This is a genomic window from Streptomyces sp. rh34 (assembly GCF_002551245.1).
Lineage (GTDB): Bacteria > Actinomycetota > Actinomycetes > Streptomycetales > Streptomycetaceae > Streptomyces.
Genome location: NZ_NTGZ01000063.1, coordinates 1 through 25,747 on the forward strand (window position 1 = coordinate 1; position 25,747 = coordinate 25,747).

At 72.4% G+C, this 25,747-nt stretch carries 23 protein-coding genes; 9 read left to right on the forward strand and 14 right to left on the reverse strand.

The annotated features are described in order from the left end of the window. Positions 1-19: 19 nt before the first annotated feature. On the reverse strand, positions 20-523 hold the full coding sequence (locus CR470_RS14610) for an NUDIX hydrolase (RefSeq protein ID WP_097868025.1): 504 nt from the start codon (positions 521-523) through the stop codon (positions 20-22). An 85-nt stretch (positions 524-608) separates the two neighbouring features. Next, entirely contained in the window at positions 609-3,419 is a 2,811-nt protein-coding gene (locus tag CR470_RS14615) for a hypothetical protein (RefSeq protein WP_097868026.1), read from the reverse strand. Positions 3,420-3,855: 436 nt separating this feature from the next. On the opposite strand from CR470_RS14615, the gene CR470_RS41480 reads away from it, so the two are divergent. Then, positions 3,856-5,223: a transglycosylase family protein gene (locus tag CR470_RS41480; protein WP_097868027.1), complete on the forward strand. Its 1,368-nt coding sequence runs from the start codon at positions 3,856-3,858 to the stop codon at positions 5,221-5,223. On the opposite strand, the gene CR470_RS14625 is transcribed toward CR470_RS41480, so the two are convergent. Beyond that, positions 5,213-6,355, reverse strand: coding sequence for a DMT family transporter (locus tag CR470_RS14625; protein ID WP_257138655.1), 1,143 nt, complete (start codon positions 6,353-6,355; stop codon positions 5,213-5,215). The two genes, CR470_RS41480 and CR470_RS14625, sit on opposite strands and share 11 nt — an antisense overlap. A gap of 247 nt (positions 6,356-6,602) precedes the next feature. Here CR470_RS14625 and CR470_RS14630 point away from each other — a divergent pair, with 247 nt between their 5' ends. Further along, positions 6,603-7,307 (forward strand): (2Fe-2S)-binding protein, encoded by a 705-nt coding sequence (locus CR470_RS14630; RefSeq protein WP_097868028.1) that lies wholly within the window; start codon positions 6,603-6,605, stop codon positions 7,305-7,307. 28 nt (positions 7,308-7,335) lie between these two features. Here CR470_RS14630 and CR470_RS14635 read toward each other — a convergent pair whose 3' ends face one another. Further along, positions 7,336-7,698 (reverse strand): STAS domain-containing protein, encoded by a 363-nt coding sequence (locus CR470_RS14635; RefSeq protein WP_097868029.1) that lies wholly within the window; start codon positions 7,696-7,698, stop codon positions 7,336-7,338. Between the two features lie 234 nt (positions 7,699-7,932). Beyond that, on the reverse strand, positions 7,933-8,448 hold the full coding sequence (locus tag CR470_RS14640; protein ID WP_097868030.1) for a MarR family winged helix-turn-helix transcriptional regulator: 516 nt from the start codon (positions 8,446-8,448) through the stop codon (positions 7,933-7,935). An 86-nt stretch (positions 8,449-8,534) separates the two neighbouring features. On the opposite strand from CR470_RS14640, the gene CR470_RS14645 reads away from it, so the two are divergent. Continuing rightward, the gene (locus CR470_RS14645) at positions 8,535-9,710 is read left to right on the forward strand and encodes a PP2C family protein-serine/threonine phosphatase (protein ID WP_097868031.1); all 1,176 of its coding nucleotides are present in this window, start codon (positions 8,535-8,537) and stop codon (positions 9,708-9,710) included. A gap of 33 nt (positions 9,711-9,743) precedes the next feature. Here CR470_RS14645 and CR470_RS14650 read toward each other — a convergent pair whose 3' ends face one another. Then, positions 9,744-10,124 carry a winged helix-turn-helix transcriptional regulator gene (locus CR470_RS14650; protein ID WP_097868032.1) on the reverse strand — a complete coding sequence of 127 codons (381 nt, stop codon included), beginning with the start codon at positions 10,122-10,124 and terminating at the stop codon, positions 9,744-9,746. Positions 10,125-10,266: 142 nt separating this feature from the next. On the opposite strand from CR470_RS14650, the gene CR470_RS14655 reads away from it, so the two are divergent. Further along, positions 10,267-10,677 carry a RidA family protein gene (locus tag CR470_RS14655; protein ID WP_097868051.1) on the forward strand — a complete coding sequence of 137 codons (411 nt, stop codon included), beginning with the start codon at positions 10,267-10,269 and terminating at the stop codon, positions 10,675-10,677. A gap of 65 nt (positions 10,678-10,742) precedes the next feature. Here the strand turns inward: CR470_RS14655 and CR470_RS14660 are convergent, their stop codons facing one another. The 5 genes from CR470_RS14660 to CR470_RS14680 all read right to left on the reverse strand — a co-directional run bounded on the left by CR470_RS14660 (position 10,743) and on the right by CR470_RS14680 (position 15,601). Continuing rightward, positions 10,743-11,198, reverse strand: coding sequence for an ATP-binding protein (locus CR470_RS14660; RefSeq protein ID WP_097868052.1), 456 nt, complete (start codon positions 11,196-11,198; stop codon positions 10,743-10,745). 96 nt (positions 11,199-11,294) lie between these two features. Beyond that, positions 11,295-11,738, reverse strand: coding sequence for a response regulator (locus CR470_RS14665; protein ID WP_018955676.1), 444 nt, complete (start codon positions 11,736-11,738; stop codon positions 11,295-11,297). Then, positions 11,735-13,354 carry a sensor histidine kinase gene (locus tag CR470_RS14670; RefSeq protein ID WP_097868033.1) on the reverse strand — a complete coding sequence of 540 codons (1,620 nt, stop codon included), beginning with the start codon at positions 13,352-13,354 and terminating at the stop codon, positions 11,735-11,737. Before CR470_RS14670 ends, CR470_RS14665 begins: the two co-directional genes overlap by 4 nt. A 1-nt stretch (position 13,355) precedes the next feature. Continuing rightward, entirely contained in the window at positions 13,356-14,591 is a 1,236-nt protein-coding gene (locus CR470_RS14675; RefSeq protein WP_257138659.1) for a PP2C family protein-serine/threonine phosphatase, read from the reverse strand. A gap of 116 nt (positions 14,592-14,707) precedes the next feature. Further along, positions 14,708-15,601, reverse strand: a complete 894-nt coding sequence (locus tag CR470_RS14680; RefSeq protein WP_097868035.1) for an RNA polymerase sigma factor SigF — start codon at positions 15,599-15,601, stop codon at positions 14,708-14,710. Between the two features lie 279 nt (positions 15,602-15,880). On the opposite strand from CR470_RS14680, the gene CR470_RS14685 reads away from it, so the two are divergent. Next, positions 15,881-17,365: an SDR family NAD(P)-dependent oxidoreductase gene (locus CR470_RS14685; protein WP_097868036.1), complete on the forward strand. Its 1,485-nt coding sequence runs from the start codon at positions 15,881-15,883 to the stop codon at positions 17,363-17,365. 208 nt (positions 17,366-17,573) lie between these two features. Continuing rightward, complete coding sequence (locus tag CR470_RS14690; RefSeq protein WP_097868037.1) at positions 17,574-17,897, forward strand: hypothetical protein; 324 nt, start codon at positions 17,574-17,576, stop codon at positions 17,895-17,897. 16 nt (positions 17,898-17,913) lie between these two features. Here the strand turns inward: CR470_RS14690 and CR470_RS14695 are convergent, their stop codons facing one another. From CR470_RS14695 to CR470_RS14705, 3 genes are read right to left on the reverse strand one after another with little or no spacing between them, the layout of a single operon-like run. After that, positions 17,914-19,368, reverse strand: coding sequence for a lipase maturation factor family protein (locus tag CR470_RS14695; RefSeq protein ID WP_097868038.1), 1,455 nt, complete (start codon positions 19,366-19,368; stop codon positions 17,914-17,916). Positions 19,369-19,390: 22 nt separating this feature from the next. Then, positions 19,391-19,903: a DUF1990 family protein gene (locus CR470_RS14700; RefSeq protein WP_097868039.1), complete on the reverse strand. Its 513-nt coding sequence runs from the start codon at positions 19,901-19,903 to the stop codon at positions 19,391-19,393. Then, positions 19,900-20,745 (reverse strand): YndJ family protein, encoded by an 846-nt coding sequence (locus CR470_RS14705; protein WP_097868040.1) that lies wholly within the window; start codon positions 20,743-20,745, stop codon positions 19,900-19,902. Before CR470_RS14705 ends, CR470_RS14700 begins: the two co-directional genes overlap by 4 nt. Positions 20,746-20,910: 165 nt before the next feature. On the opposite strand from CR470_RS14705, the gene CR470_RS14710 reads away from it, so the two are divergent. The 3 genes from CR470_RS14710 to CR470_RS14720 all read left to right on the forward strand — a co-directional run bounded on the left by CR470_RS14710 (position 20,911) and on the right by CR470_RS14720 (position 25,711). After that, the gene (locus tag CR470_RS14710; protein ID WP_097868041.1) at positions 20,911-22,029 is read left to right on the forward strand and encodes a DUF6777 domain-containing protein; all 1,119 of its coding nucleotides are present in this window, start codon (positions 20,911-20,913) and stop codon (positions 22,027-22,029) included. A gap of 125 nt (positions 22,030-22,154) precedes the next feature. Beyond that, complete coding sequence (locus CR470_RS14715) at positions 22,155-24,218, forward strand: SpoIIE family protein phosphatase (RefSeq protein WP_097868053.1); 2,064 nt, start codon at positions 22,155-22,157, stop codon at positions 24,216-24,218. A gap of 125 nt (positions 24,219-24,343) precedes the next feature. Next, positions 24,344-25,711 (forward strand): wax ester/triacylglycerol synthase family O-acyltransferase, encoded by a 1,368-nt coding sequence (locus CR470_RS14720; protein ID WP_097868042.1) that lies wholly within the window; start codon positions 24,344-24,346, stop codon positions 25,709-25,711. The last annotated feature ends 36 nt before the right edge of the window (positions 25,712-25,747 follow it).

A 25,747-nucleotide genomic window follows, 5' to 3' on the forward strand; every position in this document is an offset into this window, starting at 1 on the left:
TATAAGAGACAGACGCGCCTCAGCGGGCCGTGTCCCGCGCGGGGCCGGGGCGCCCGGCCGCGCCGCCCGACGTGATCCAGCGCGGGTCCACCATGCCGAGCCACGCGTCCTGGGCGTCGGCCAGCGGGCGCTCCAGGGGAAGCCGCGCGAACCGGCAGGCGAACCGCATCCCCGCGTCGGACCCGTCGCCGCGGACCCGGTGCTCCCACGCCGACGGCCCGTCCGGCGGGGCGTCGAGCAGGAGAAAGGTGGTCAGCCGGGGCTGCCCGGTCTCGGGATGGGGCCGCTCGTCCACCGTGATCCGCCGGACGACACGGGCCCCGGTCAGCCCGGTCTCCTCGGCGACCTCACGCAGGACGGCCCGCTCCGGATCCTCACCCGGCGCGACGCCCCCCGCCGGAACCTGGGTGCCGGCCTCGGGGAAGTCCAGATGGTCGAACACCAGCAGGGCGGGGCAGGGGTGACGCCGGATCACATAGGCGGCGACCCGGACGCGGGGTGGAGGAAGCACAGCGGCGCTCATGGGGACATCCTGGCGCACGCCGAGGAAGCGACGGGCCAACGGGGCGCGGGTCCGGCCGGGGCGGGGCAGGTCCTGCGGCTTCCGCTCAGCGCCGCCCGCCGCCTCCCGTCGTGCCGATGCCTCCCGTGCCGCTCCCGCCCGACGCGGGGGCGGCGCAGCCCGCGCAGGGACCGGTCCCCTGTCGGAGGTACCGGTGCTGGTTCGCCAGCTCGACGGCGGGGGCCGGCGAGGAGTCCTCGGCGGGAACGCCGATGCCGAACCGCCCGTAGAAGGTGAGCAGGCCCGCGTCCGCCCGCTGGACCGCTGCCGCGGTGCGCTCGTAGGCCACCGCGGTCAGACGGGGGACGTCTATGCGCACGAGACGGCCCCCCTCGGGCGGAGGCTGCCCGACGCCCTCGCCCCAGCGGTGGAAGGCCGTCTTCACCGGGCCGTCCTCCACCAGCCCGCCGAGGTACTCCTTGACCAGCTGCACGGCCTGGTTGTCCCCCAGGTCGAGGGTGTCCAGAGCGCGGGTGATCGCGAGCGAGGCGAGCTCGGCGAACCGGTCGGTCTGCTCCTCCCGCTCCGCGCGCCGCTGCCGGCTCTCGTCGAGCTGCCCGAGCCGCGCGTCGAGGTCGTCGCCCTCCGGGGCCGGGTCCGCCTGTGGCGCGGGGGCGTCGACATCCAGCGTCCCGGCCTGGAAGCGTCCGGCTTGCCGGGCGGTGTCCAACGCGGCCCGGTTCACGGGCTCTCCGGGAGGGGAAGGAGCGATCCGGTGCGCGGCGATGATCACGTCGCCGATACGAGCGGCGGCCCGGGGGTGCGCCACGACCTCCTGGTGGATCTCCTTGTACGCGGCCGCCGCGCCCTCGGCGTACTCCCGGCGCTGCACCTCCAGTGCGTACCGCTCGTCCACGGGCCGTTTCCACGCGCCTTCGGACACCGGAGCCACGACGACGAGGAAGATCAGCGCGACCATGATGCCGATGTTGATGCCGGAGAGGGATCGTTGGAAGAAGTTGGCGGTGAGGCCCAGCGGCAGCCGGGACTCGCCGAACCGCGCGGGGCGCAGCCGCCTGACCCGCGCGACGAGACTCGGCCGGCGCAGGAGGACGTAACTGCCGACGGCCAGCACGGTGTAGGCCGCCATCCAGTACAGCCAGTGCACCTCGGTCAGCCCTTGGACCTTCTCCACCACCGCGAGCACCACAGTGACCTGGGGCGGGGTGAACGACAGGACGTTGGCCAGCCAGACCATGAGCAGCGTCAGCACCAGGCCGAGTTCCACGGACAGGACCACGTCGGCCGCCGCCCGCACCGTCAGGCGCGGTGAGTCCTTCATCCACCGCCAGCCGCGCCAGGAGAGCCAGAGCGCGAGCGGGAAGAAGAGCCCGGCGGCCGGCGCGGCGGTCAGTACGTCGCCGGAGACCAGCTGCTCACAGGCGAGCACGACGAGGAGGAGTCCGGGCAGATGCGGAAGGTGACGTACGGCCGGGCGCTCCGACCGTACGCACCGCGGCAGCAGGAGCAGCAGGGCGGAGCCGCCGAAGAAGAGCAGCACTGCCAGCGGGATCAGCCGGGACGGAAAGGCGCGGAAGAGGACGAACAGCAGCGCCGTGGGCGCACCGACGAGGCTCAGGGACAGGGCGGCCGAGGCGATGTACCGGCGGTGCCGGAACCAGCGGATCGCGGATTCGACGAGGATCTCGCCCCCGACCTTCCACACGGCCGTGACGGCGGTCACGACGAGCAGGCCGACCAGCGCCCCACCGACTCCGCCGAGGACCGCCCTGACGGCAGCGAGGAGCGCGGCCCCCAGCCCGTCGATCTCCTCCCGGGTACCGAGGCGCCAGGCCGCCCACAGGCCGATCCCGAAGGTGAGGTACCGGGCCAGGAGGTCCAGCAGCTCGTCATCACGGGCGCTTGCCGGAGGGGGAGGGGCCGGAGCCGACGTGTCCGGGGGCGGTGTGCCCGGAACGGGTGTGTCCGGTGTCGGTGCTTCCGGAGCAGGCAGGCCGGGAGCAGGCAGGCCCGGAGCGGGCCGTGTTTCCGGTGCCGGCGGTGCCGGAACGGGTGCGGCCCGCGCCGCGCGTCCGTGCAGCCGACGGGCGAGCTCGAGGAAGATGTCCAGATTGGGTATCCGGTACCGGTACCTCATGAAGTGAGTCGGGAAGTCGCTGCCGCGGGAGGAGACCATGAGGAGCCCCTCCGGCGAGAGGCCGAGGGAGCGGACGTCCTCCCAGGTCGTGAAGTCGTCCCGGCCACGCCTACGCCGCACGGTCAGTCCGTCCCGGCTCAGCACGAGATCCCCGAAAGCGACTTCGCCCCCGTTGAGAGCCGTATCGGTGGCCGGGGCCAGCTGCGCGTTCCGGACGCCGTGCAGGATCGCCGGATCCCACTCCTCGTCCTGGGGGACCTGGGCGCCCCGGATCACCGTGCGGGTGCGCAAACCCCTGATCCTCTCCCCACCGAGCGCGGGTCTGCGGTCCGTCGGTCCCAGGGTGACGACCGTTCCCTCGGGAGTGGACAGCTTGAGGCGGTCCCAGCCGTCCGAGAAGACCGCTGTGGACTGCCAGGGGTAGACCACTTCCCGGCCGCCGGCGGCGACCGCGACGAGGCCCTTCTCGTAACGGCGGAACTCCACCCTCGTGTGCCGCCGGTACCACAGCACCCGTACGGCGAAGGGTCCCAGCAGCGCCACCCCGCCGAGCACTGCCGGCGCGACGGAGCCGCTCCAGCCGAAGATCGCACCGAGGAGGAGCGTCAGGAGGTAGGAGAGGACCGCGAAGGGGGTCAGGGCCAGCAGCAACAGCGCGTACGCGGAGGGCTTCCTGCGCACCGGGCGGTAGGTACGGCGATGAGCGCCCAGCTCCGGGTGCTCCGGCTGTTCCGGCTCCGCGTCGTTCTCCGCGCGCATGGGCTCACCCGTCTCGCGGCGTGACCCGCGCAACTCCTCTTCCACGGTGACCGGTTGAGCGGCCGGGTCGGCACGTTAGCACCCCGTCGCGCGGGCGTGTCGCAGAGGAGCCCCGGGGGGTGTCTGGGCCGAGCCCCGTACCACCGGCCCCGGTTCGAAGATCACGGAGGTCACCGGGCCGTCCGGCCGGGCCAGTCGGTCCAGCAGCTGGCGCGTCATCCGTCCTGAGCGCCTTCACAGCATGCGTGGAGAGCGCTCTCCATCGGTCCGGGGAGCGGAAGCTGTCGCGGGCCGAGCGGGCCGAGCGGGCGGAGATCGGAATCCGGCCATGGACCGGCCGCGGGTGGCCGAGTATCACGTTTTGCTTGTGATCAGTCACCGTACGGACCTACGTTGCCCCTTGCGAGATGACCCGAAGCCAGTGGGGGAGCCACGTATGGCCGCGAACGGACGGCACCGCAGATACCAGCCGAGCCGGATCAACCGAGCCTCGCTCACGGTGACGGCGGGCGGCGCGGGCCTGGCGCTCCCTCTGATCACCGCGGCGTCGGCGGGGGCCGCACCGGTCGAGGTCTGGGAGAAGGTCGCCGCCTGTGAGTCCAGCGGCGATTGGACCGTCAACACGGGCAACGGCCATTACGGCGGCCTGCAGTTCAGCGGCTCCACCTGGGCGGCCTTCGGCGGCACGCGGTACGCGCCGCGCGCCGACCTCGCCACCCGGGACCAGCAGATCGACGTCGCCGAGAAGGTGCTGGACGGCCAGGGCCCCGGCGCCTGGCCCACCTGTTCCGTACGGGCGGGGCTCACCCGTGGCGGGGACGCGCCCGGGGCCGCCCCGGAGGCGGGGACCGACACACAGAGCGCGGGAAGCAGGCCCGTCCGGGCCGCGGCGCCTCAGAGCGCGCCGCCCCGGCAGCCGCAGACCCGTCCCGCCGAGGCGACGCCCACCCACGTGCCGGGCAAGCGCGACTCGTACACCGTCGCGAGCGGCGACTCCCTCTCCGGGATCGCGTCCGCCCAGCGGGTGCGCGGCGGCTGGCAGGGCCTCTACGCGGCCAACCGCGCCGTCGTCGGGGACGACCCGGACCTGATCCTCCCCGGGCAGCGGCTGAGCCTCGACCGGAGCCGGGCGGCGAAGGCGGGGGAGGGGAAGAGTTTCGGACAGCCCGCGCGGAGGGCGGCCCCGAAGCCCCCGGCGGCGACGCCCGAGGCGAAGAAGGCGGATCAGCGCAAGGCCGAACCCAAGAAGGAAGCACCCGCGAAGACGGCGCCCAAGAAGGAAGCCCCCGAACAGCGGGCGCCGAAGAAGGAAGCCCCGAAGAGGGAGGCGCCGAAGAAGGAAGCGCCGAAGAAGGCCGCTCCCCAGAAGGAGCGTTCCGCTCCGGAGCGCGCCGTGAAGCACTCCGGCTTCAGCGCCCCGGTGTCGGCCGGCACCGGCACTCCCTACCGGCAGGCCGGAGGCTGGTCCAGCGGCTATCACACCGGGGTGGACTTCCCCGTGCCCACCGGGACATCGGTGAAGTCGGTGGCTCCGGGCCGCGTCGTCTCGGCCGGCTGGGCCGGAGCGTACGGCTACGAGGTCGTCATCCGGCACAACGACGGAAAGTACAGCCAGTACGCCCACCTCTCCGCGCTCCACGTGCGCGCGGGTCAGTCGGTATCCGGCGGCCAGCGCATCGCCCGCTCCGGCTCCACGGGCAACAGCACAGGGCCGCACCTGCACTTCGAGATCCGTACGGGCCCCGGCTACGGCTCGGACGTCGACCCGCTCGCCTACCTCCGGGCAGGCGGCGTCAGGGTCTGACCGTCCGCTCGGAGCGCGGGCGCCGCAGGGTGGCTCCGCCGCGCCGCCGCTGCTCCGTGAGCGGGCCCGGAGCGCCGAACTCCACCTGCGGCACCGCCTGTCCCGGCGGCAGGGGCGACGCCACGTGCGCCACGGGCAGCCGCCCCGCCGCGGGTTCCGGCACGACCGGTGACGGCGAGGGGCGCCCCTCCTCGGCCTTCTCCGATGCGGGGACCACGTCCGCCGAACCGGAACCCACGGCCGGGTCGGCGCCCCGCGCGCCGGGAGCCACCGCCTCGGGAGCCCCGAGCGGCCCCTGGGCGCGCTCCGTGCTCAGCCGCTCCCGCGTCAACATGATCAGACCGCCGGCGGCCAGGACCCCGCAGGAGAGGGCCAGGACGGTGCCCGGGAGGCCGTGGCGGAAGTGCTCGCCGAACAGTGTGATGCCGATCGCGGCGGCCACCACCGGGTTGACCACCGTCACCGTCGCGAGCGGAGCCGTGAGGCCCGCGCCCCGGTAGGCGGCCTGGGACAGGAACAGGCCCGCCGCCGCGAGCCCGGCGATCACCAGCAGCGGCAGCGCGCCCGAGCGCAGCGACCCGGACGTCCACTCCACGGCCACGGTCTTGGTGAACACCGAGGCCATGCCGAACGCCGCGCCCGCGCCCGTGGCCAGGACGATGCTGCGCAGGGCCGGCCGGCGCAGCGTACGGGCGAGCACGACGAGCGCGCCGACGGCCCCGAACGTCAGTGAGGCCAGCAGAACCTGTTCGGGACCGTTCAGGGTGTGCGGCTCGGCGTTCCCCGTGAGCGCCAGCAGTCCCCCGAGTCCGGCCGTCGCCATCAGGGCGCCGCGCCAGGCCGTCGCCCCGGCCCTCCGCCCGACGAACAGAGCCGCCATCGGGAGGGCGAAGACGATCGTCAGCGCGCCGAGCGGCTGGACCAGGCTGAGCGGGCCGTAGGCGAGCGCCACCACGTGCAGGACCGCACCGGTCCCGTTGAGGAGGACGGCGACCCACCACACGCCGTTGCGCAGCAGGGCGTGCCAGGAGTTGTCATCGGTCGCGGCCACGCGTTCCTGGATGATCGCCCCGGCCGCGTAGGCGACCGCGGAGATCAGTGACAGGAGCACGGACAACGCAAGGGAACTCATGTACACCACGATGTCCCGTCCGGGGCCCCACGTCGTCGTCCTTGAGACTGCACTTCGGCCTACTGCCCCAGTAGTACGCCCGTCGGCCCGACGTCCTCCTCCCGACGGTAGTCCTCTCACCCTCAGGCGTCAGAAGTTACCGCCCGGCGGATACGGTGAGCCGCGACGGCGGCACCGCCGGTGTCCGTGCGGCCGGTCACGAAAGCGGTCCGGAGGCGGGACGGGAACGAACCGAGGGGGAGCAGGCATGGACCTGGTGCTACTGGCGTCGGTCGGGGGATTCTTCGCGCTGCGGACCACCCCGGTGCCGGGCGGTGGGCACCGGCCGCTGGAGGAGTTGTACGCGGGGGACGACGGTCCTCTCGCCGCGCGTGTCGACAAGGTCGCGGCCCGCCTCGCGGCCCCCGAGCGCAGGGTCGCCGCCTCCATCGCCCATCTCGGGCTGGCCGCCCGGCTCTGGTCCCTCGCGCTGGGCCCGGCCGCTCTCTTCGGGCGGATCCCCGCCCTGACGCCCGGCGCCCTCCACTGGGACCCGGCGGCCACCTCGCCGGACGACCTGTGGCTCGCGGGGACGACCGAGCTGCCCGGCACGGCGGCCCGGATCCGCGAGGAGGTCCAGTACGGGCATCTGGACCCGCTGTCCGAGGCGTTCCGGCGCGACGGCGCCATCTCCCCGCAGCTGCTGCGGGGCAACGCGGGGTCCGCGCTCGCCGGAGCCGTACGCGAACTCGTCGCCTTCGCGCGCGCCCACGACCGGCCTGACGTGGCCGGACGGGCCCGCGCGCTGGCGGCCGAGCTCTTCGACGACGAGACGCTGCGCCACACCGGGGCCCCGCACGGCCCGGCGTTCCGGCGGCGCAGCTGCTGCCTGTACTGGCGCTGCCCGGGCGGCGGGCTGTGCGGGGACTGCGTGTTCGACCGGGTGCCCGGGTCGGGGGCGGCGGGGCGGTAGCCGTCCCGCCGCCCCTGACCCGGGCACGTCAGGAAGGCAGTACGGCGTCGATGGCGTCGTCCACGGACGGCAGGACGGGCAGAGCGGTGTCGAGGCCGATCATCTCGATGAGGCGGCGCATGAACGGGGACGGGGCGGCCAGCCGCAGCCGGTCGCCCAGGGCGGTGTGTCCCTGGAGGAGCACGTTCACCGTCGTCGAGTCCGCGAAGCCGACGCCGGAGAGATCCACGACGACCGGGCCGGAGCCGTCGTCGGCCGCGGAGGTCAGGGCGAGTCCCAACGGGGCGACGCTGTCGATATCGAGATCACCCGAGACGGTGAGGACCGATGCGTCCCGTTCCTGCCGGGTGGTGATTCTGACGGCTCTGTCTTCGTTGGGCGATGAAAGCACGGAAGGCACCTCAGGCGGGTCGGAAGGGGGTGGAGAGCCGTTCTGCCGGACAGGTCGGCGTGGTTCCGTCCCTGGTCGCGGCGGGTACGGGTAACGATAGAAGTAACAGTTGCCATTTGACAACATTCTCCAGCGGGTAACAATCTGATCCCCGACGGTCGCTCGGCCGGGTAGGTGAAAACGGAGAGCCGAGGGCGGAGAGCCGATGGATGCGGAAGCAGGGGCTGGATGAGGCTAGGCGCTGTCGGCGACATCATCGCGGAGTGGAGGGGCGGCCGTATCCCTTCGCGGGGAAAGGCGCTCCGAAGCGGCGGCGTGGAAGGCCGCGAGCCCCTCGGCGAGGGCGGCGAGGGCGGCGGGATCCATGCGCTCCAGCACGGCGTTCAGTTCGCCGGCGCGCAGGGCCCGGTATTCTTCGAGAAGGGTGCGGCCGCGCATACTCAGCCGCAGTTCCACTTCGCGCCGACTGGTCGGGCTGGGCGCCCGCAGGACGAGCCCCATCGCCTCCATCCGGTCGCAGAGCCTGCTGACGGAGGGAGCGCGCGAGCCCAGGGCTTCGCCCAGCGCCCGCAGATTGGTGCCTTCCTGCTTCTCGATCACGAGCAGGGCCCGAAGCTGGGAGGGCGATACGGTTCCCGAAGCCGCCGATTCCTGGCCCCGGCCCCACAGCACCTCCAGCAGCTCCGAGGCGGCGACGGCGTCGGCGGACGCCTGTTCGCGACTGCTCGGGCGAAATCCTCGGTGGGGCATTCAGCCACTGTGTCACCCGTCGGGCCTGCTTGTCAGCCCTGCCCCGGCCCCTACCACGTCGCAGGACGAAGAATGCGCGAGAGACCGTGAACAGACGAACGGACATCGAGGCCGCGGTACGGGCCGCCGCGCCGCACGCCCTGCTGGCCACCCTGCGCGCCGAGCTCAGCAGTGTCTACGGGGCTCTCGCGGTGGAGCTGCACCTCGCCGACTACGGTCTGCGGGTCCTCAAGTCCCTGGACCGGCCCGACGACGAGAACGAGCCGCTGTCCCTCCACAACAGCCCCGAGGGCCGGGCGTTCGGCAGCCAGGAGCCCCGCGAACAGCAGGTCCGGCACGACGACGCCGTCGACCACCATCTGCCCGTGACCGTACGGGGCGAACGGCTCGGCATCCTCACCGTCCGGCTGCCCCAGGCGCTGTCCACCCCGGAGCTGGTCGGCGAGCTCACCCACATGGCCGACCTGCTGGGCCACGAGATCCTCGTCGCCGAACGGGACACCGACCTGTACCAGCGCGCCCGGCGCACCACCCGCCTCACCCTCGCCGCCGAGATGCAGTGGCAACTGCTGCCCGCCCGCGCGTGCACCGCCGCCGAGTTCGCGATCGGGGCCCAGCTGGAGCCCGCGTACGCCATCCACGGCGACAACTTCGACTGGGCCGCCGACGCCGACGAGCTGACCCTCGCGGTGACCAATGGCATGGGCGAGGGCATACAGGCCTCCCTCCTCACCAATCTCGCCGTCAACGCCCTGCGCAACGCCCGCCGGGCCGGCATCGGCATCGCCGACCAGGCGGCCCTCGCCGACCAGGCCCTCTACGACCAGCACCGCGGTGCGTCCCACGTCTCCACCCTGCTGCTCCGCTTCGAGCTGGCGACCGGCCGTGTCGGCGTCGTCGACGCGGGATCGCCGCAGCTGTGGATGCAGCGTGGCCGGGAGGTCCGTCGGATCGAGCTGGAGGCGCAGCTGCCGCTCGGCATGTTCGAGGAGTCGCAGTACACGGTCCAGGAGTTCCAGGTGGAGCCCGGCGACCGGCTGCTGCTGCTCAGCGACGGCGTCTACGAGGCGGTGTCCCCGCTGGGAGAGGCGTACGGGGAACGCGCGCTGGCTCGTGCCATCCAGTCGACCCGGCTGCTTCCGGCCGCCACCGTCCCGCGCGCGATGCTCGGCGAACTGGCGGAGTACCGGGGCACGGAGACGCTCGACGACGCGCTGGTGCTGTGCCTGGACTGGTTCGGCCGGCCGGACGACGAGGGCTGAGCCGGTCGTGACGCCACGGGCGCGCCGTGCCTCTCAGGCGTCGAAGGCGCGGCGGGAGGCCTCGATGTGGCCGATGTGCTCATGGGTCCAGTCGCACATCACATGGACCGTCCGGCGCAGGCCCTGCCCCGGCTCGGTGAGCGTGTACTCGACCCGCGGGGGCACGGTGGGGTGCACCCGCCGCTCGACCAGTCCGTAGCGCTCCAGCATCCGCAGGTTCTGGGTGAGCATCTTGTGGCTGATGCCCTCGACCTCGCCCCGCAGCTCGGTGAAGCGGAGGGTGCCCCCGCCCAGGGCCTCGATGATCAGGAGCGCCCACTTGTTGGCGACGTCGGAGAAGATCTCCCGCGCGAGCGAGTCCGCGCGTCGCAGATCCGCGTCTTCGGGCGACCCGCTGAACTGCTTGGTCACCATCAGGTTCCCCCGTCACCGAAAAGTGCGTTCTTCCATGTCAGCGGCCACTCTCCTACGGTTCCCGAGTAACCACAAGTGACCGGAGCCGACCGGCCCGGTGGAGAAGAGGGGGCGCTGCCCCCAGGACGAGGAGGCGGGCGACATGGCCATCACCCTGGTGAACCCGAGCGGGCTGCCGGAGATCGGCGCCTACCAGCAGGTAGCGGTCGCGACCGGATCGAAGCTGGTCTTCGTCGCCGGGCAGGTCGCCTGGGACGCGGAGGGCGCCACGGTCGGTGCGGGTGACCTCGCCGCGCAGGTCGAGCAGGCGTACGTCAACATCGGTACGGCCCTCGCCGCGGTCGGCGGCACCTTCGACGACGTGGCGAAGCTGACCGTGTACGTCGTGGACTGGACACCCGAGAAGATGCCCGCGTTCCTGGAGGGCGTGTCCCGGGCCGCCGTGAGACTGGGGACCACGCCCGAAGCGCCCGGCACCCTGGTGGGCGTCGCGGCCCTGGACGTCCCCGACCACCTGGTGGAGGTCGAGGCCACCGCCGTGCTCGACGCCTGACGGGGAGCCCGCCGCGCCGCACGGGCGGGGACCCGGACGGACCGCGGGCGGGGTGCCGGCCGGGCTCAGGTGCTGAGCTGGAACTCCGCCCGGATCCGCTTGCCCACCGGCACCCGCTCGGCCGTGAGCCGGTCGCACAGGGCCACCACGATCTCCATGCCGTGACCGCCGAGGCGGGACGGGTCGGGGGCGTACAGCACGGGCATCGCGGTGCTGCTGTCGTACACCGTGACGCTGATGAGCTGCGCGTTCCCCTCCAGTTCCAGGAGATAGGGACCGTGGCTGTAGCGGTCGGCGTTGGTGACCAGCTCGCTCACGGCCAGCATCAGGTCGCTGCGCGTGTGATCGCCGATCGGGGCGAGGCATTCCACCGCGAGTCTCGTCAGGAAGCGGTCGGCGAGCGCACGGGCCAGCGCGATGCAGCCCGGCTCGCCGTCGAAGACCTCGGCGCTGAGCAGTACCTCGGCGGGAGCCAGCCCCTGACCCGGATCTTCCGGTGGGGAGGTGACCTGTTCGTTCATGTGCTCCAGCCAGGGCGCCGCAGTGAGGTCGGAGACCTTTTCCGCCATGCGTCTACCCCTGGCGAACGATCCCACTCCAGGAGATCCGGAACGATCCTACGCACGTCCGGGCAGCCGCACCACGGTCACGAAGAACTCGTCGATCTGGCGCACCGCCGCGATGAACTGATCGAGGTCCACCGGCTTCGTCACGTACGCGTTGGCGTGGAGCTTGTAGCTGCGCAGGATGTCCTCCTCGGCGGAGGACGTGGTGAGCACGACCACGGGGATGAGGGCGAGTTCCGGGTCGCCCTTGATCTGTTCCAGCACCTGCCGGCCGTCGTACTTGGGCAGGTTCAGGTCCAGCAGCACCAGATCCGGGCGGGGGGCCTCGGTGTACTCGCCGCGCCGGTAGAGGAAGTCCAGCGCCTCCTGCCCGTCGCGCACGACGTGCAGGGTGTTGCGGATCTTGTTGTCCTCGAAGGCCTCACGGGTCATCAACTCGTCGCCGGGGTCGTCCTCGACGAGCAGGACCTCGATGGGCTGGACAGGGGTGTTCACGAAGGATCTCCCGGCTGACTGGTGAGCAGGGCGGGAGCGAGCAGCTCCGCCGTGGTGTGCGTGGGCGCCTCGGGCGCCACGGGCAGGGTGAAGTGGATGCGAGTGCCTTCGCCCGGTTCGGGTTCCAACCAGATCCGGCCACCGTGGAACTCGATGATCTTCCGGCAGAGCGCGAGGCCGATGCCCGTGCCCTCGTACTCGTCACGCGCGTGCAACCGCTGGAAGATGACGAACACCTTGTCCGCGAACTCGGGCGCGATCCCGATCCCGTTGTCCGACACCGTCAGGTGCCAGTCCTCGTCCTCCCGTACGCAGTCGACCGAGATCCGGCACGGGACGCCCGCCCGGCGGAACTTCACCGCGTTGCCGACGAGGTTCTGCCAGACCATCGTGAGCGCGGTCGGGTCCCCGAGCAGTTCGGGCAGGGACTCCGGCCGCTCGATCACCGTCCCCGACTCCTCGACCGCGAGGGTCAGATTGCCCAGGGCCCGGTCCAGGGCCCGGTCCAGCTCGACCGGCTTCCAGCTCTCGTGCACCCGGCCCACCCGCGAGAACGTCAGCAGGTCGTTGATGAGGACCTGCATCCGCTTGGCGCCGTCCACCGCGAAGGCGATGTACTGCTTGCCCCGCTCGTCGAGTTCCTCGCCGTACCGCTTCTCCAGGAGCTGGCAGAAGGAGGCGACCTTGCGCAGCGGCTCCTGAAGGTCGTGCGAGGCGACGTACGCGAACTGCTCCAGCTCCGAATTGGAACGGCGCAGCTCCTCCGTCTGCTCCGCGAGCAGGGCCTCGCGGTCCTGCGCCTCGGCCAGTTCGTCGGCCAGTCGCCGCCGCATGTCCTCCACCGCCCAGGCCACGGCCTGGACGTCGGACGGCCCCTTGATCTCGATCCGCGTTCCGAAGGCCTGCGACCGGACACGGTCGGAGGCGTCGCGCAGCCGGTTCAGCGGGACACCCACCACCCGGTGGAGCAGCAGGCTCAGCGCCGCCACGGTCAGCACGAAGACGGTGACCAGCGCGATCAGCACCCGATCGCGGGTGGTGCGCGCCGAGTCGAGATCGGCGCGCGCCTGGTCGCGGGCCTCGGCGAGATGCCCCTGCTGGGCGCCGTACGCCCGCCGCAGCTGGTCGAAGTCCGCCTTGCTGCGCTGCAACTGCGCGGAGGTGGCGGCCTCGCTCGGCCCCTGCTCCCGGACCGTCGCCATCAGCGGCTCGGCCTTGCTCCGCCGCCACTTCTCGGCGGCGGAGGCGATGGCGTCGAGGTCGTCGGCGAACCGGCTGCCGGGGCCCACCAGGCGCCGGACCTGCGCGAGGCGCTCCTGTTCGGCGGCCTTCCCCGCCTCATAGGGTTCGAGGAAGGAGTCATCGCCGGTCAACGCGAATCCCCTGATCCCGGTCTCCTGGTCGAGGAGGGCGTTCTGGAGCTGGTAGGACGCGGATCTGGCGGGCTGGATGCGGTCCACCAGCTCGGTCGTGCGGTCGGAGATCCGGGCCATCACGAGCCCGCCGATCACCAGACAGGAGCAGACCACCACGATGAATCCGCCGAGTATGAGATGGACCCAGTTCTGCACGGACAGCCGCGCGGCGAGGCCGCCCGGTGCCGGTTTCTTCGTCATGTCACCGCTCATCGGATTCCGATCCCCAGCCCAGATGCAGAACGGCCACATCGTCCGCGAGCCCGCCATAGGGGGCGGCCCCCTCCGCGGCCCCCGCGACCAGGGCGTCGACGAACGAGCGGGCCGGCAGATGCCCGTTGGCCCGTGCCATCGCGAGCAGCCCTTCCTCACCGAGGCGGCTGTCGGGTCCGTCGCGCCCCTCGAAGAGCCCGTCCGTGAAGAGAACGAGACCCGCACCGGGCGGCAGCGGGATGTCGACCGTCGGCCACCGGCCGGCCCCGGGCAGCAGCCCGAGCGCCATGCCGCCCTCGGGCTCGACCCAGGTCACGTCCGTGCCCTCACGCAGCAGCAGGCCGGGATGACCGGCCCGCAGGACCTGTGCGTGCCCTTGCCCGGGAGGGAACGCCAGCGAGGTGACGGTGGCGAACACGTGCGAGTCCGAGCGCTCGGCGACCAGGATCTCCTCCAGCAGGGCTATCTGCTCCGGGTGCGACGTACCGCACAGCACGGCGGTACGCCAGGCCACCCGCAGACACACACCGAGTGCGGCCTCCGCGGCGCCGTGCCCGGAGACATCGCCGATCACCGCGTGGACCGTGCCGTCCGAGGTCTGCACGACGTCGTAGAAGTCACCGCTCAGCAGCCCGTGGACCCGCCCCGGCTCATAACGGGCGCGCGCCCTGAAGCGGTCGTCCCGCAGCAGGGGGACGGGCAGCAGCCCGCGCTCCAGCCGGGCGTTCTCCTGGGCGATCAGCCGGTTGGCGCGCAGCGCGGCGGCGGCCCGTTCCACTTCCTTGCGCTGCAGGGCGTAGCGGACCGCGCGCGAGAGCACCTCCGGGTTCAGACGGCCCTTGACCAGGTAGTCCTGGGCGCCCCCCGCGACCGCGCGGAGCCCGGTGCCGGACTCCTCCAGTCCGGTGAGGACGACGATCGCGGCGTCGCTGTCGGACTCCAGAATCTGGCGCACGGCGTCCAGGCCGTGGACGTCGGGGAGATGCAGGTCCAGGAGCACGCACACCGGGGTGGTGGCCGCGCGCAGGAAGGCGCGCGCCTCGGCCAGGGTCTTGCACCAGGTGAGGGCGGAGTCCAGCTCGCTGTCGGTGAGCATCTCCTCGACGAGCAGCGCATCCCCCGCGTCGTCCTCCACGAGCAGGATCGACGCGTTCAGACTCCACAGCGGGCCCTCGGGGTGGTGCGAGGCCCCGACCTGCTGGGAGGGAATTCCGGAGATGCCCACAGGAATCGGCGCAGTACCGATGGGCGACTCGGTCAACCCTCCACCTCCTCGTCCGACGGCGCGGTTCGTCCGGCCTGATCGTCAGGAAGCATATGCGAGCGAGGGGCCCCTCGGACTCATGCCTCGACGCTCATCCCCTTGCGCAGCTGCTGGACGATCCTGCTGAGCAGTCGCGACACATGCATCTGGGACACACCCAGCTCCGCGCCGATCTGCGACTGGGTCATCTCCGCCCCGAACCGCATCTGCACGATCCGGCGCTCCCGGTCGTCGAGCCGGTCCAGCAGCGGGGCCAGGGTGTGCAGGTTCTCGACGGTCTCCATCGCCGGATCCGTCTCCCCGAGGACATCGGCGTACGCCCGCTGCTCCTGGCCGGAGTCGCTGTCCGCGGAGGGAGTGTCGAGTGAGCCGGCCGAGTAGCCGTTGGCCGCCACGAGCCCCTCGATGATCTCCTCCTCGGGGAGGTCGAGGTGGGTGGCCAGCTCCTTGACGGTGGGGTCGCGGTCGAGCTCCGCGGAGAGCTGCTCCTTCGCCTTGGCGAGGTCCACCCGCAGCTCCTGGAGCCGCCGCGGCACATGTACCGACCAGGTGGTGTCGCGGAAGAAGCGCTTGATCTCCCCGACGATGTAGGGCACGGCGAAGGTGGCGAACTCGACCTCGCGGGACAGGTCGAAGCGGTCGATCGCCTTGATCAGGCCGATCGTGCCGACCTGGATGATGTCCTCCGTGTCGTCGCCGCCGCGGTTGCGGAACCGGGAGGCGGCGAAGCGCACCAGGGAGAGGTTCATCTCGATCAGGGTGTTGCGCGCGTACTGGTGCTCGTGGGTGCCCTCCTCCAGGAGCTGGAGCCGGTCGAAGAAGATCTTCGACAGGGCCCGTGCGTCCTGCGGGGCGACCTTTCCGGCGTCCTCGACCCAGGGCAGCTCTCCGGTGACGTCCGCTGTCCGCGCACCGGCCTGGCCGTCGCTCAGCGGCGTCGTTCCGGTGGCTCGCACTGACATCGCCGTCATGGTCTCACCCTCCTGCTGCCCAATGTGTCGGACGATCGCTTGCCCGGTCCTCGCGAAGTCATGCGTCCCTCTTCCGTTTCTTTTCCGACTTCTTTCCGGCGGCTCCTGACCGAGGACGCCTCCTGGGCCTTCTCCGCCGGAGCCCGCTCGTGCGCGAGGCCTTACGCCTCCCGTACGCCGCTCGAACAGAGCAGTGGCCCGCGCATGGCAAACTTGGGCGGGGTGTTTCGGCCTGCGGTGATCCACGATCCGCGGCGAGAAGATGACAGAGGAACGGCAATGACGGTGACAGAGAACAGCCCGGAGCTCGCTCCCGGAATCGAGGAGTTCGGTCCCGGGATCGACCCGGAGCGGCTGGCCGTCTGCCTGAGCGTGCTCGACGAGCTCGACCGGATCGAGGTGGACCACCCGGACGCCATCGCCGTCCGCCGGGCCACCGCCGGGATCTACCGCACGGTGAAGCAGCGCCGCCGCCAGGAGCGCCGCGCGGCGAAGACCGCCCACGACCGGGCCGTCACCGAGGCCACGGCGACCGGCTCGGCCGAGCGCATCGACGACGAGACGCAGGGCGTGCTGCCCTCCTCCTCCGCCCAGGCCGAGATCGCGGGCATCCTCCAGCGGCCCCGGTCCTGCTACATCTGCAAGACGCGATACGTCGAGGTCGACGCGTTCTACCACCAGCTCTGCCAGTCGTGCGCCAAGGAGAACCGCTCCCGCCGCGATGCCCGCACCGACCTGACCGGACGCCGGGCGCTGCTCACCGGCGGCCGGGCGAAGATTGGCATGTACATCGCGCTGCGGCTGCTGCGCGACGGCGCGCACACCACCATCACCACTCGCTTCCCCAACGACGCGATCCGCCGCTTCAAGGCGATGGAGGACAGCGAGGAGTGGATCCACCGGCTGAAGATCGTCGGCATCGACCTGCGCGACCCGGCCCAGGTCGTCGCGCTGGCCGACTCGGTCGCTGCCGAGGGCCCGCTGGACATCCTGATCAACAACGCGGCCCAGACCGTGCGCCGCTCCCCGGGGGCCTACAGCGAGCTGGTCAACGCCGAGTCGGCCCCGCTGCCCGCGGGCGAACTGCCCGTCGCCGAGGTCATCGGTACCTTCGGCAGCGGCACGGTCGACCGGGTCGCCGCCCTGCCCGCCGCCCGCAAGGAGAGCCTGAGCGCCCAGGACGTCACGGACCTCGCCCTGGTCACCGGCTCCGCCTCGCCGGCCCGGATCGCCGCGGGCACCGCGATCGACGCGGGAGGCCTCGTCCCGGACCTGCACGACAGCAACAGCTGGATCCAGACGGTGGAGGAGGTCGAGCCGATCGAGCTCCTCGAGGTCCAGCTCTGCAACTCCACCGCGCCGTTCATCCTCATCAGCCGGCTGCGCCCGGCGATGGCCGCGACCTCCGCGGCCCACGCGTACGTCGTGAACGTCTCGGCGATGGAGGGCGTCTTCAGCCGGGGCTACAAGGGCGCCGGGCACCCGCACACCAACATGGCCAAGGCCGCGCTCAACATGCTGACACGCACCAGCGCCCAGGAGATGTTCGAGAAGGACGGCATCCTGATGACGGCCGTGGACACCGGCTGGATCACGGACGAGCGCCCGCACCCGGACAAGATGCGCCTCGCCGAGGAGGGTTTCCACGCGCCCCTCGACCTGGTCGACGGCGCGGCCCGGGTCTACGACCCGATCGTGCGCGGTGAGGGCGGGGAGGCCCTCTACGGCTGCTTCCTCAAGGACTACGCCCCCGCCAACTGGTAGCCCGAACGGCTCAACCGGCCCGGCGGTCTCCGCGCGACGGCCGAGAACCCGGCTCAGGATGGTCCCTGGGCCGGGTTTTCGCTGTACCCGGTGGCCGAAAGTGACCTACTGCACACGTTCTATCGAGCGCAGGGACGCTCATTTGGTTACGCTGAGGCGAACGGACGCCATCGAGGAGCCCACGAAGGTTCCCCGACCGTCCTGGGACATGGCCGGAAACCCGGCCGCTGTTCCGCCCCACACCGGCGCCACCGCGACCGACGTTTACCAACCCCTGCCCCGCGCGGGGCGGTCGCGCCCCGGCATCGCCGGAGCGGCGGCGGGCCCCGGGCGACGCGACACGAAGGAGTGCGCGGTGACGACACCGGAACTGACCGAGCGCGAAATGCGCCCTGCCGAACGGAACCCGGGGCGGCCCGGCCGCCCCGAGAAGCTGCGGAACATCGAGGTCTGGGCCAGATCGGCCCCGATCCGGCTCGCCGGATACGAGGACGACCTCGCCGAGCCGCACATCCTGCCCGGTATCGACTGAGGCATCGGCTGACCGCTCAGCGCGTCCCGCGGCCCGTCTCCCCGCTCTCCCGCCCCGGCGGCAGCGGCCGGGAGACGGGCCGCAGGAACTCCCGGACGTAGGTGCGGTGCCACCAGCATCCCGTGGCCCGCAGTTCCCGGAGCCCGGTGAACCGGTAGCGGAACACCCGGGCGCGCACCTGCCGGGGCGGCCCGTCGGGGAACGGGTTGTGCCCGAGCAGTCGGAGCGTGTCCCGGTCGCCGTCGAGCAGTCGCTCGGCGAAGGGCCCGAACCAGGGGCGGGCGTACGCGGGGGAGAGCGCCGCGAACCACATCATCCAGTCGAGCCGCAGATGGTACGGGGCATACAGGCGCGGCAGCCGCCGCGGATCGCCCGGCTTGCCGCGGAAGCCGTACTCCCGCCACTCGGTCCCCGCACGCGCCACCGGATCGGCGCTGCCCTCCACCACGACCTCCAGCCGCATCCGGCTGATGGAACCGAACGCCCCGTAGGTGTTGACCAGGTGCAGCGGATCGTAGGACCGGTTCATCGCCTGCCGCCGCGAGAGCAGATTGCGCACCGGGCGGTAGCTGAGCACCAGCACCAGGGCGGTGACCGCGACGACGACCGCCTCGTACCAGAGGGGCGCGGCGGCCTGCGCCGGCGGCGGCCCGGCCAGGGGAGTCCAGTCGATCGCCGAGAGCGCCAGCGTGATGGTGAGCCAGTTCAGCCAGGCGAAGTTGCCCGACAGGACCAGCCAGAGCTGGGTGAGGACCATCAGACCGGCCGCCGCACTCGCCACCGGCTGCGGGGTGAACAGCAGGAAGGGGACCAGTAGCTGGGTGAGATGGTTGGCGGCGACCTCGATCCGGTGCACCGGCCTGGGCAGATGGTGGAAGAACCAGCTCAGCGGCCCCGGCATCGGCTGGGTCTCGTGGTGGAAGTCCAGGCACGTCAGCTCCCGCCAGCACGCGTCCCCGCGCATCTTGATCAGCCCCGCGCCGAACTCCACCCTGAACAGCAGCCACCGCAGCAGCCACAGCACCAGCACCGGCGCGGCCGTGTCCCCGGTGCCGAGGAAGACCGCCAGGAACCCCGTCTCCAGCAGCAGTGACTCCCAGCCGAATCCGTACCAGACCTGCCCCACCTGGACGATCGACAGATACAGCACCCATGGCAGCGCCCAGAGCAGCATGCCGCCCCACAGTGGCAGCAGCCCGTCGAGACCGGCGATCAGGGCCACCGAGACGGCGCAGCCGCTCCAGGCGACGACGGCGAAGAAGCGGTCCGAGTAGTGCAGCCGGAAGAGCCCCGGAGCGGCGCGCCAGGGGGTGCGCCGCAGCAGTTCGGGAACGGGCAGCATGCCGCGCTCGCCGATCAGCGCCCGGAACTGGAGCGCGGCGGTGAGGAAGGCGACCAGATAGACCACGGCCAGAGCCCGCTGGAAGATCAGCCGACTGAGCCAGTAGCCGTCCGCGGTGAACCATTCCATCCCTGCCAGTATCGGCCAGGAGTCAGCTCGCGGCCACGATCCGGCGGAGAGTACGGCCGAGCCTGCGCGCGTACCAGTGCTGTACGAGCGGTACCAGCGGTCCGGCGAGCCGGGCGTACCAGGAGGCGGGGCGCGAGAACGCCAGGACGGTGAACCACACGGTGCCGTCGTCCGCGAGCTCCACCACGAAGCACTCCTCGCCACGCTCCGGATGCCCGGCGAGGGTGCCGTAGCCGAAGCCGGTGCGGCCGTCCTCCCCGTACGCCGTCCAGATCACCTCGCAGGGGGCCGTGAAGCGCAGCGGTCCGAGGCCCAGGGAGACCCGGACGTTGCCGCCCGGCTCCGCGCGGCGCCCCGGGGACTCCACCCGCGCGCCCGAGGCGCGGTGCATCCGCCACTCGGTGACCGCCGCTCCGGCGGCCGCGAAGTCCGCCCCGCCCCGGCCGATCCGGGTGCGGTGGTGGAGGTGGTGGTAGCCCCGGGGGAGCGGTCCGAGGCGGGTCGCTCCGACCTCCGGGTAGGTGAGGGTGCTCATGCGGTGCTGCCTCCGGTGCTGTCGGGTTCTTCGGTGCGGATGCGCCGCCAGGCCAGCAGCGAGCAGAGCGCGAAGCCCAGCGCGTTGCCCAGGCCATGGGTGGCGGCCATCCAGGTCAGGGTGGGGTGGGGCAGTCCGGTCGCCTCGCCGAGCGCCCAGCTCAGCGCGAGCAGCATCGTCGCCACCAGGACGCCGGCGGAGGCGAGCAGCAGGAGTCGCGTCGTCCGGTCCCGGCCGTCGGCGCGCCCCATGCGCCAGGTCAGCAGGCCGACCGTCCACATGCCGGCCGTGGATACGAGGGCTCCGGCGAGTTCGGCCCAGTCGTCGAGGAAGTACCCGACGAGGACGAGCAGGGTGCCCAGCGGCACGCTCAGTGCGGCGAAGCGGCCCGCCGGGCCGTCGGAGACCCCGCAGACCAGCCCGGCGATCAGGGCGGCGGCGAACCCGGCGAAGTGGAAGTGCGGCACGGTCAGCGCGAGGATGTCGAGGCCGAACCCGAACAGCTCGTGCCCCGACCGTTCGGCGACCAGGGCGATCGCGGCGACGGCCGGGGTGACCAGCGCGGTGATCAGCGCGAACGCCGCCGGGCCGAGGTCCCGGCCGCCGCGGACCGCCCGGCGCGGGGCGTGCAGGGCGAGCAGGACGGCTCCCAGCGCGTAGCAGCAGGCGAGTGCCGTGGCCGCGGTGGAGCGCGGCAGCCAGAGGGCGACGGCGCCCGGCACGGCGAACAGCGGCCAGAGCCGCCGGATCCGGTCCAGCTCCTGCCGCCCGGTCAGCCGCAGCCCCGCCGGCACGACGACGAGCATGCCCAGCATCACGATGGCGTTGACCAGTGCGGGCACGACTCCCCCTGCTTTGAACGTGTTCAAGTTCTGAGGGTGAGAGTAGAGGGTTTATTGAACGTGTTCAAGACGGGGGTGGCGGGCGGCCGTCCGCTTGCGGGACCGTGCTCGGTGCGGCACAGATGGTGACACCCATCCGTTCCCAGGGACAGGCAGGAGAGCTCTGTGCGCTCACCCAGACGTATCCGGCGTACGGCGCTCGCCGCGCTGTCCGCCGGGGTGCTGTTCGCCGTCGCCGGCTGCGGCGACGGCGGCGACCGGACGGCGAAGGGCACCACGGGCACCGCGGAGGCCAAGGACGTCCTCCTCCAGCCGCTCGCGTCCCCCGGCCCCGGTCCGTTCACCGAGTCCACGGCGCGGGAAACGGCCTCCCCGTCCGCCACCGGTGCGCCGGATACCGAACCGACCTCCGCCACCCGGACGGTCCATCCGGTCTCCGGCGCCGTGCCGGGGCTCTACGGCGGCACCCGGTCGGTCGCCGCCTGCGATGTCGAACGGCAGACCGCCCTCCTGGCCGACGACGAGGACAAGGCGCGCGCCTTCGCCGACGTGTCCGGTATCGAGGCCGTGCAGATCCCGGGCTACCTGAAGTCCCTCACCCCGGTCGTCCTGCGTGCCGACGCCCAGGTCACCAATCACGGCTACAGCGCCGACTCGGCCACCGCCTTCCAGGCCGTGCTCCAGGCGGGCACCGCCGTCCTGGTCGACAGTCGGGGGATGCCCCGTGTCCGCTGCGCCTGCGGCAACCCGTTGGGCCCGCCCGTGGTCGCCGACGGGAAGGTCGCGCACCGGGGGGAGCGCTGGCCCGGCTACGACCCCGCGCGCATCGTGGCCGTCGAGCCCGGCGTCAAGGCGGCCACCAGCCTGATCATCGTGAACGCCGACGACAACACCTGGATCGAGCGGGTCGTGGGCGACAGCGGAGGCCGCGACCGCACCCCGGACGACCCGCCGCCGTTCGAGCCCGACGCCGACCTGCTCTTCCCGTCGCCGGGCCGCCCCTCCGAATCCGCGCCCCCGGACCCCACCCCGTCCGGCCCGGCCCCCTCCGGCCCCGCCGAGCCGGAAGGGCCCACGGACCCCGGACCCGCGGAGCCGTCCGACGACTTCGGCGACACGCCGCCCGAGGGTCCGTGGGAGTACGAGGAGGAGGGGGTCCCGGACGTCGCGCCGGAGCCGACCCAGGTCTTCCCCGCCGAGCCGGACGAGCCCGCCGAGCCGGACGAGCCCGCCGGGCCGGACGAGCCCATGGAAGCGGGCCTCGACGACGTGTTCGCCGGCTGACCGGCCCTGGACCCCAGGCCCTCGCGCCCCGTCGGCGGAATCCGTACGGCGCCACCTCGGCGCCGCACGGACCGGCCGAGGAATCGGACAAGAAGAATCGGATAAATGGTGGCAAAGTGGCCCACATGGATGATCGGGTAGCGGGTGCCCTGTCACTCCCCGACGACTGGCCCGCCCACCCGGACCTCAGCCTCGCCCTGAACCGTATGGGCAGCTTCGACTGGGATCTCGACACCGGCCTCATGCACATGGACCAGGCCGCCCTCGACGTGTTCGACCTGACCGCGGACGAGTACGACGACCGGCCGGCCTCACTGGCGCCGCGCGTGCCGACGGACGAGGCCCAGCGTCTGGACGGGATGGTCTCGCACGCGCTGAAGAGCGGGCGTACCAACTACGGCGCGTACTTCCGCATCCAGCGGCGGGACGGCACGCTGCGCTGGACCCACACCCAGGGCTTCGTCCGCCGGGACGGGACCGGCCGCCCGCGCCGCATCATCGGGATCGTCCGCGACGCCACCCAGGAACTGGCCGACTCCGCGGCCCGGCGCGAGCTGGACGGGGAGCGCCGCCAGCGCACCAGCCTGGTCGAGGGCACCACCGCCGCGCTGGCCCACGCCCGTACCGTCAAGGACGTCATCGCCGTCCTCAAGAACTCCCAGGGGCTCGCCCACCTCGGAGCCACCAGTCTCGTCATGGGCCTGCTGGAGAGCGGCCGCATCCACCTCGTGGCCGACGGCCCCGAAGGCGCGTACATCCCCGGCACCCGGTACACCCGGGTGGACGAGCCGTACCCGATGAGCGAAGTGGTGCGCACCCTGACCCCCCGCTTCATCGAGTCCGCCGACGACTTCGCCGCCTCCTACCCGATCCTCTGGCCCGGCATCAGCCACCTCGGGATCACCTCCGCCGCCTACATGCCGCTGATCGCCCAGGCCCGACCGATCGGAGCACTCGGCCTCCTCTACCGGGACAAGGGGGGCTTCACCGCCGACGAACGCAATCTGCTGATGGCGCTCGGTACCTCGATCGCCCAGAGCCTCCAGCGCGCGATGCTCTACGAACAGGAGCACGACCTCGCCGAGGGCCTGCAGCAGGCGATGCTGCCGCGCCGGATCCCGGCCGTGCCCGGGGCGCAGGTCGCCGTCCGCTACCGCTCGGCCCGTCTCGGCCGCGACATCGGTGGCGACTGGTACGACCTGATCCCGCTGCCCGGCGGCCGGGTCGGCGCCGTCATCGGGGACGTCCAGGGGCACGACACCCACGCCGCCGCCGTCATGGGGCAGCTCAGGATCGTCCTGCGCGCGTACGCGGCCGAGGGACACAGCCCCGCCACGGTCATGGCGCGCGCCTCCGTCTTCCTCCACGAACTGGACACGGACCGCTTCGCCACCTGTACCTACGCCGAGGTCGACCTCACCACCGGCGTCGTCCAGGTGGTCCGCGCCGGACATGTCGACCCGCTGGTACGGGACGTGGACGGGAGCTGCCGCAGGATGTCGTCCGAGGGCGGCCTGCCGCTCGGCCTCTCGGCGGAGTTCGGCCGGCTGGAGTACCCGGTCGGCACGGTCGAACTGGACCCCGGCCAGACGATGATCCTGTTCACCGACGGCCTCGTCGAACTGCCGGGCTCCGACCTCGACGAGGGCATGCAACTGCTCACCACCCTCGTCACCAACGGCCCCCGGGACCTCCAGAAGCTCGCCGACCAGCTCTGCGACGCCGTCGACGAGCGCGGCGGCCAGGACGACGTCGCCCTCCTGCTGCTGCGCCGCCGGGCCGCGCACGCCCCGCAGCCGGGCGGCCGGCTCCAGCAGCACGTCGCCCAGAACGACCCCGAGGCGCTGAGTTCGTCCCGGCACATGATCCGGGCCGCGGTCCGGGCCTGGGGAGCCAAGGACCGGGCCGACGAGATCGAGCTCGCGGCCGACGAACTGATCACCAACGCGCTCATGCACACCGACGGCGGTGCCGTCGTGACGATCCGGGTGCTCGCCGGAACCGAGCGACGGCTGCGCGTCGACGTCGAGGACCGCTCCAGCGCACTGCCCAGACGCCGCGACGCGGGGGAGTCGGGAGTGTCCGGGCGCGGTCTGATGCTGGTCGACCGGCTGGCCGACGTCTGGGGAGTGGAGTCCCGGGGCAGCGGCAAATGCGTGTGGTGCGAGTTCCTCATTCCGGCCCGCTGAGTACCTCACCGCGACGTAACAGTAAGTAACATTTCTGTGCTTGACCGTGACCGATCGCAGAGGATTGACTGCGGAGGGACCGGCCGCACACCGGCCCTGCCGCCTTCGACGACATGAGGCCCCCGTTGGGTACCGAGCTTCTCGCCCCGCTCGATCTCGCTTTCTGGCACCTCGAATCGGACGCCCATCCGATGCACCTCGGCGCGCTCGCCGTCTTCGCACCGGTGCCCGGCGCCGGTCCGGAGCGGATCCTCGACCTGCTCGGGACCCGCGCCGCCGCGATTCCCCGGCTGCGCATGTGCGTACGGGACGTCCTGCTGCCGGTCGGCGGCAAGGCCTGGACGGTGGACAAGGACTTCGACGTGCACCGGCACGTCAGCCACGTCGTCGTCGAGGACGGCGACTTCATGGCCGGGGCCGGCCGGCTGGCCGGCGAGCTGATGGAGCGACCGCTCGGGCGCGGGCTGCCGCCCTGGCGCATGTACCTCATCGGCGGCGCGGAGGGCGGGCCCTTCGCCGTCCTGGTCAAGCTGCACCACGCCCTGGCCGACGGGATGCGGGCGGTCGCCATCGGAGCCGGGATCTTCGACGAGATCGCCGCCGTCACCAGCGCCCGCACCGCTGCCCGGGGCCGCCCCGCCGTCCCGCCCCGCTCCTGGTTGCCCGACCCCCGCGAGATGGCGGGCATGGCCCTCGGCCGGATCGGCGAGGTCGGCCGGGCACTCGGCGTGGGGGCCTCCGTCGTCCGCGCCGGCCGCCTCGACCTGCGCGGCACGACCGCCTTCACCGCACCCTCCAGCGGCACCCGACGCCTGGCCACCGCCGACCTCGACGCCGGGGACCTCCAGCGGATCCGACGGGCCGAGGGCGGCACCGCCAACGACATCCTCCTCGCCGTCGTCGCCGGTGCGCTGCGCCGCTGGATGGCCGGGCGCGGCGAGCCGTTTCCCGCCGCCGACCCGCGCGCCCTGGTCCCCGTCTCCCGCCGCAGGCCCGGTGGCGCCTCCGCCCCCGGCAACCGGCTCTCCGCCTATCTGCTCGGCCTGCCGGTCACCGCGGCCGACCCGCGCGAGCGGCTCCGGGCGGTCCGGACGGCGATGGACCGCAACAAGGCGGCCGGACCGCTGAAGGGCGCCGGGGCCGTCGCCGTACTGGCCGACCAACTGCCGCCGCTGGCCCACCGGTTCGGCGCACCGCTGGCGGCCAACGCCGCCCGCATGCTGTTCGACGTACTGGTCACCAGCGTGCCGCTGCCCCGCTCCGCTCTCTCGCTGGGCGGCTGCCCGCTGACCGCTCTCTACCCCATGGCGCCGCTGGCCCGGGGCCAGGCCCTGGCGGTGGCCCTCTCCACCTATGGCGGTCGGGTGCACGTGGGGCTGGTGGCCGACGGCAAGGCGCTGCCCGACCTCGACCGGCTCGCCGACGCGGTCGAGGAGGAGTTCACGGAGCTGTACGCCGTCGTCACCGGCACGGACCGCTCACCGGTGCCCTGACAGGCAGCCGTCCAGCCGCTGCGGCAGTCTGGAGCC

Coding starts and splice junctions, on each gene's coding strand:
- CR470_RS14715 (WP_097868053.1), top strand. CDS start 22,155: ATGGATGATCGGGTAGCGGGTGCCCTGTCACTCCCCGACGACTGGCCC.
- CR470_RS14615 (WP_097868026.1), bottom strand. CDS start 3,419: ATGCGCGCGGAGAACGACGCGGAGCCGGAACAGCCGGAGCACCCGGAG.
- CR470_RS14660 (WP_097868052.1), bottom strand. CDS start 11,198: ATGAACGAACAGGTCACCTCCCCACCGGAAGATCCGGGTCAGGGGCTG.
- CR470_RS14655 (WP_097868051.1), top strand. CDS start 10,267: ATGGCCATCACCCTGGTGAACCCGAGCGGGCTGCCGGAGATCGGCGCC.
- CR470_RS14690 (WP_097868037.1), top strand. CDS start 17,574: ATGGCCGGAAACCCGGCCGCTGTTCCGCCCCACACCGGCGCCACCGCG.
- CR470_RS14630 (WP_097868028.1), top strand. CDS start 6,603: ATGGACCTGGTGCTACTGGCGTCGGTCGGGGGATTCTTCGCGCTGCGG.
- CR470_RS14700 (WP_097868039.1), bottom strand. CDS start 19,903: ATGAGCACCCTCACCTACCCGGAGGTCGGAGCGACCCGCCTCGGACCG.
- CR470_RS14650 (WP_097868032.1), bottom strand. CDS start 10,124: ATGGTGACCAAGCAGTTCAGCGGGTCGCCCGAAGACGCGGATCTGCGA.
- CR470_RS14695 (WP_097868038.1), bottom strand. CDS start 19,368: ATGGAATGGTTCACCGCGGACGGCTACTGGCTCAGTCGGCTGATCTTC.
- CR470_RS14680 (WP_097868035.1), bottom strand. CDS start 15,601: ATGACGGCGATGTCAGTGCGAGCCACCGGAACGACGCCGCTGAGCGAC.
- CR470_RS14610 (WP_097868025.1), bottom strand. CDS start 523: ATGAGCGCCGCTGTGCTTCCTCCACCCCGCGTCCGGGTCGCCGCCTAT.
- CR470_RS14670 (WP_097868033.1), bottom strand. CDS start 13,354: ATGACGAAGAAACCGGCACCGGGCGGCCTCGCCGCGCGGCTGTCCGTG.
- CR470_RS14640 (WP_097868030.1), bottom strand. CDS start 8,448: ATGCCCCACCGAGGATTTCGCCCGAGCAGTCGCGAACAGGCGTCCGCC.
- CR470_RS41480 (WP_097868027.1), top strand. CDS start 3,856: ATGGCCGCGAACGGACGGCACCGCAGATACCAGCCGAGCCGGATCAAC.
- CR470_RS14685 (WP_097868036.1), top strand. CDS start 15,881: ATGACGGTGACAGAGAACAGCCCGGAGCTCGCTCCCGGAATCGAGGAG.
- CR470_RS14625 (WP_257138655.1), bottom strand. CDS start 6,355: ATGAGTTCCCTTGCGTTGTCCGTGCTCCTGTCACTGATCTCCGCGGTC.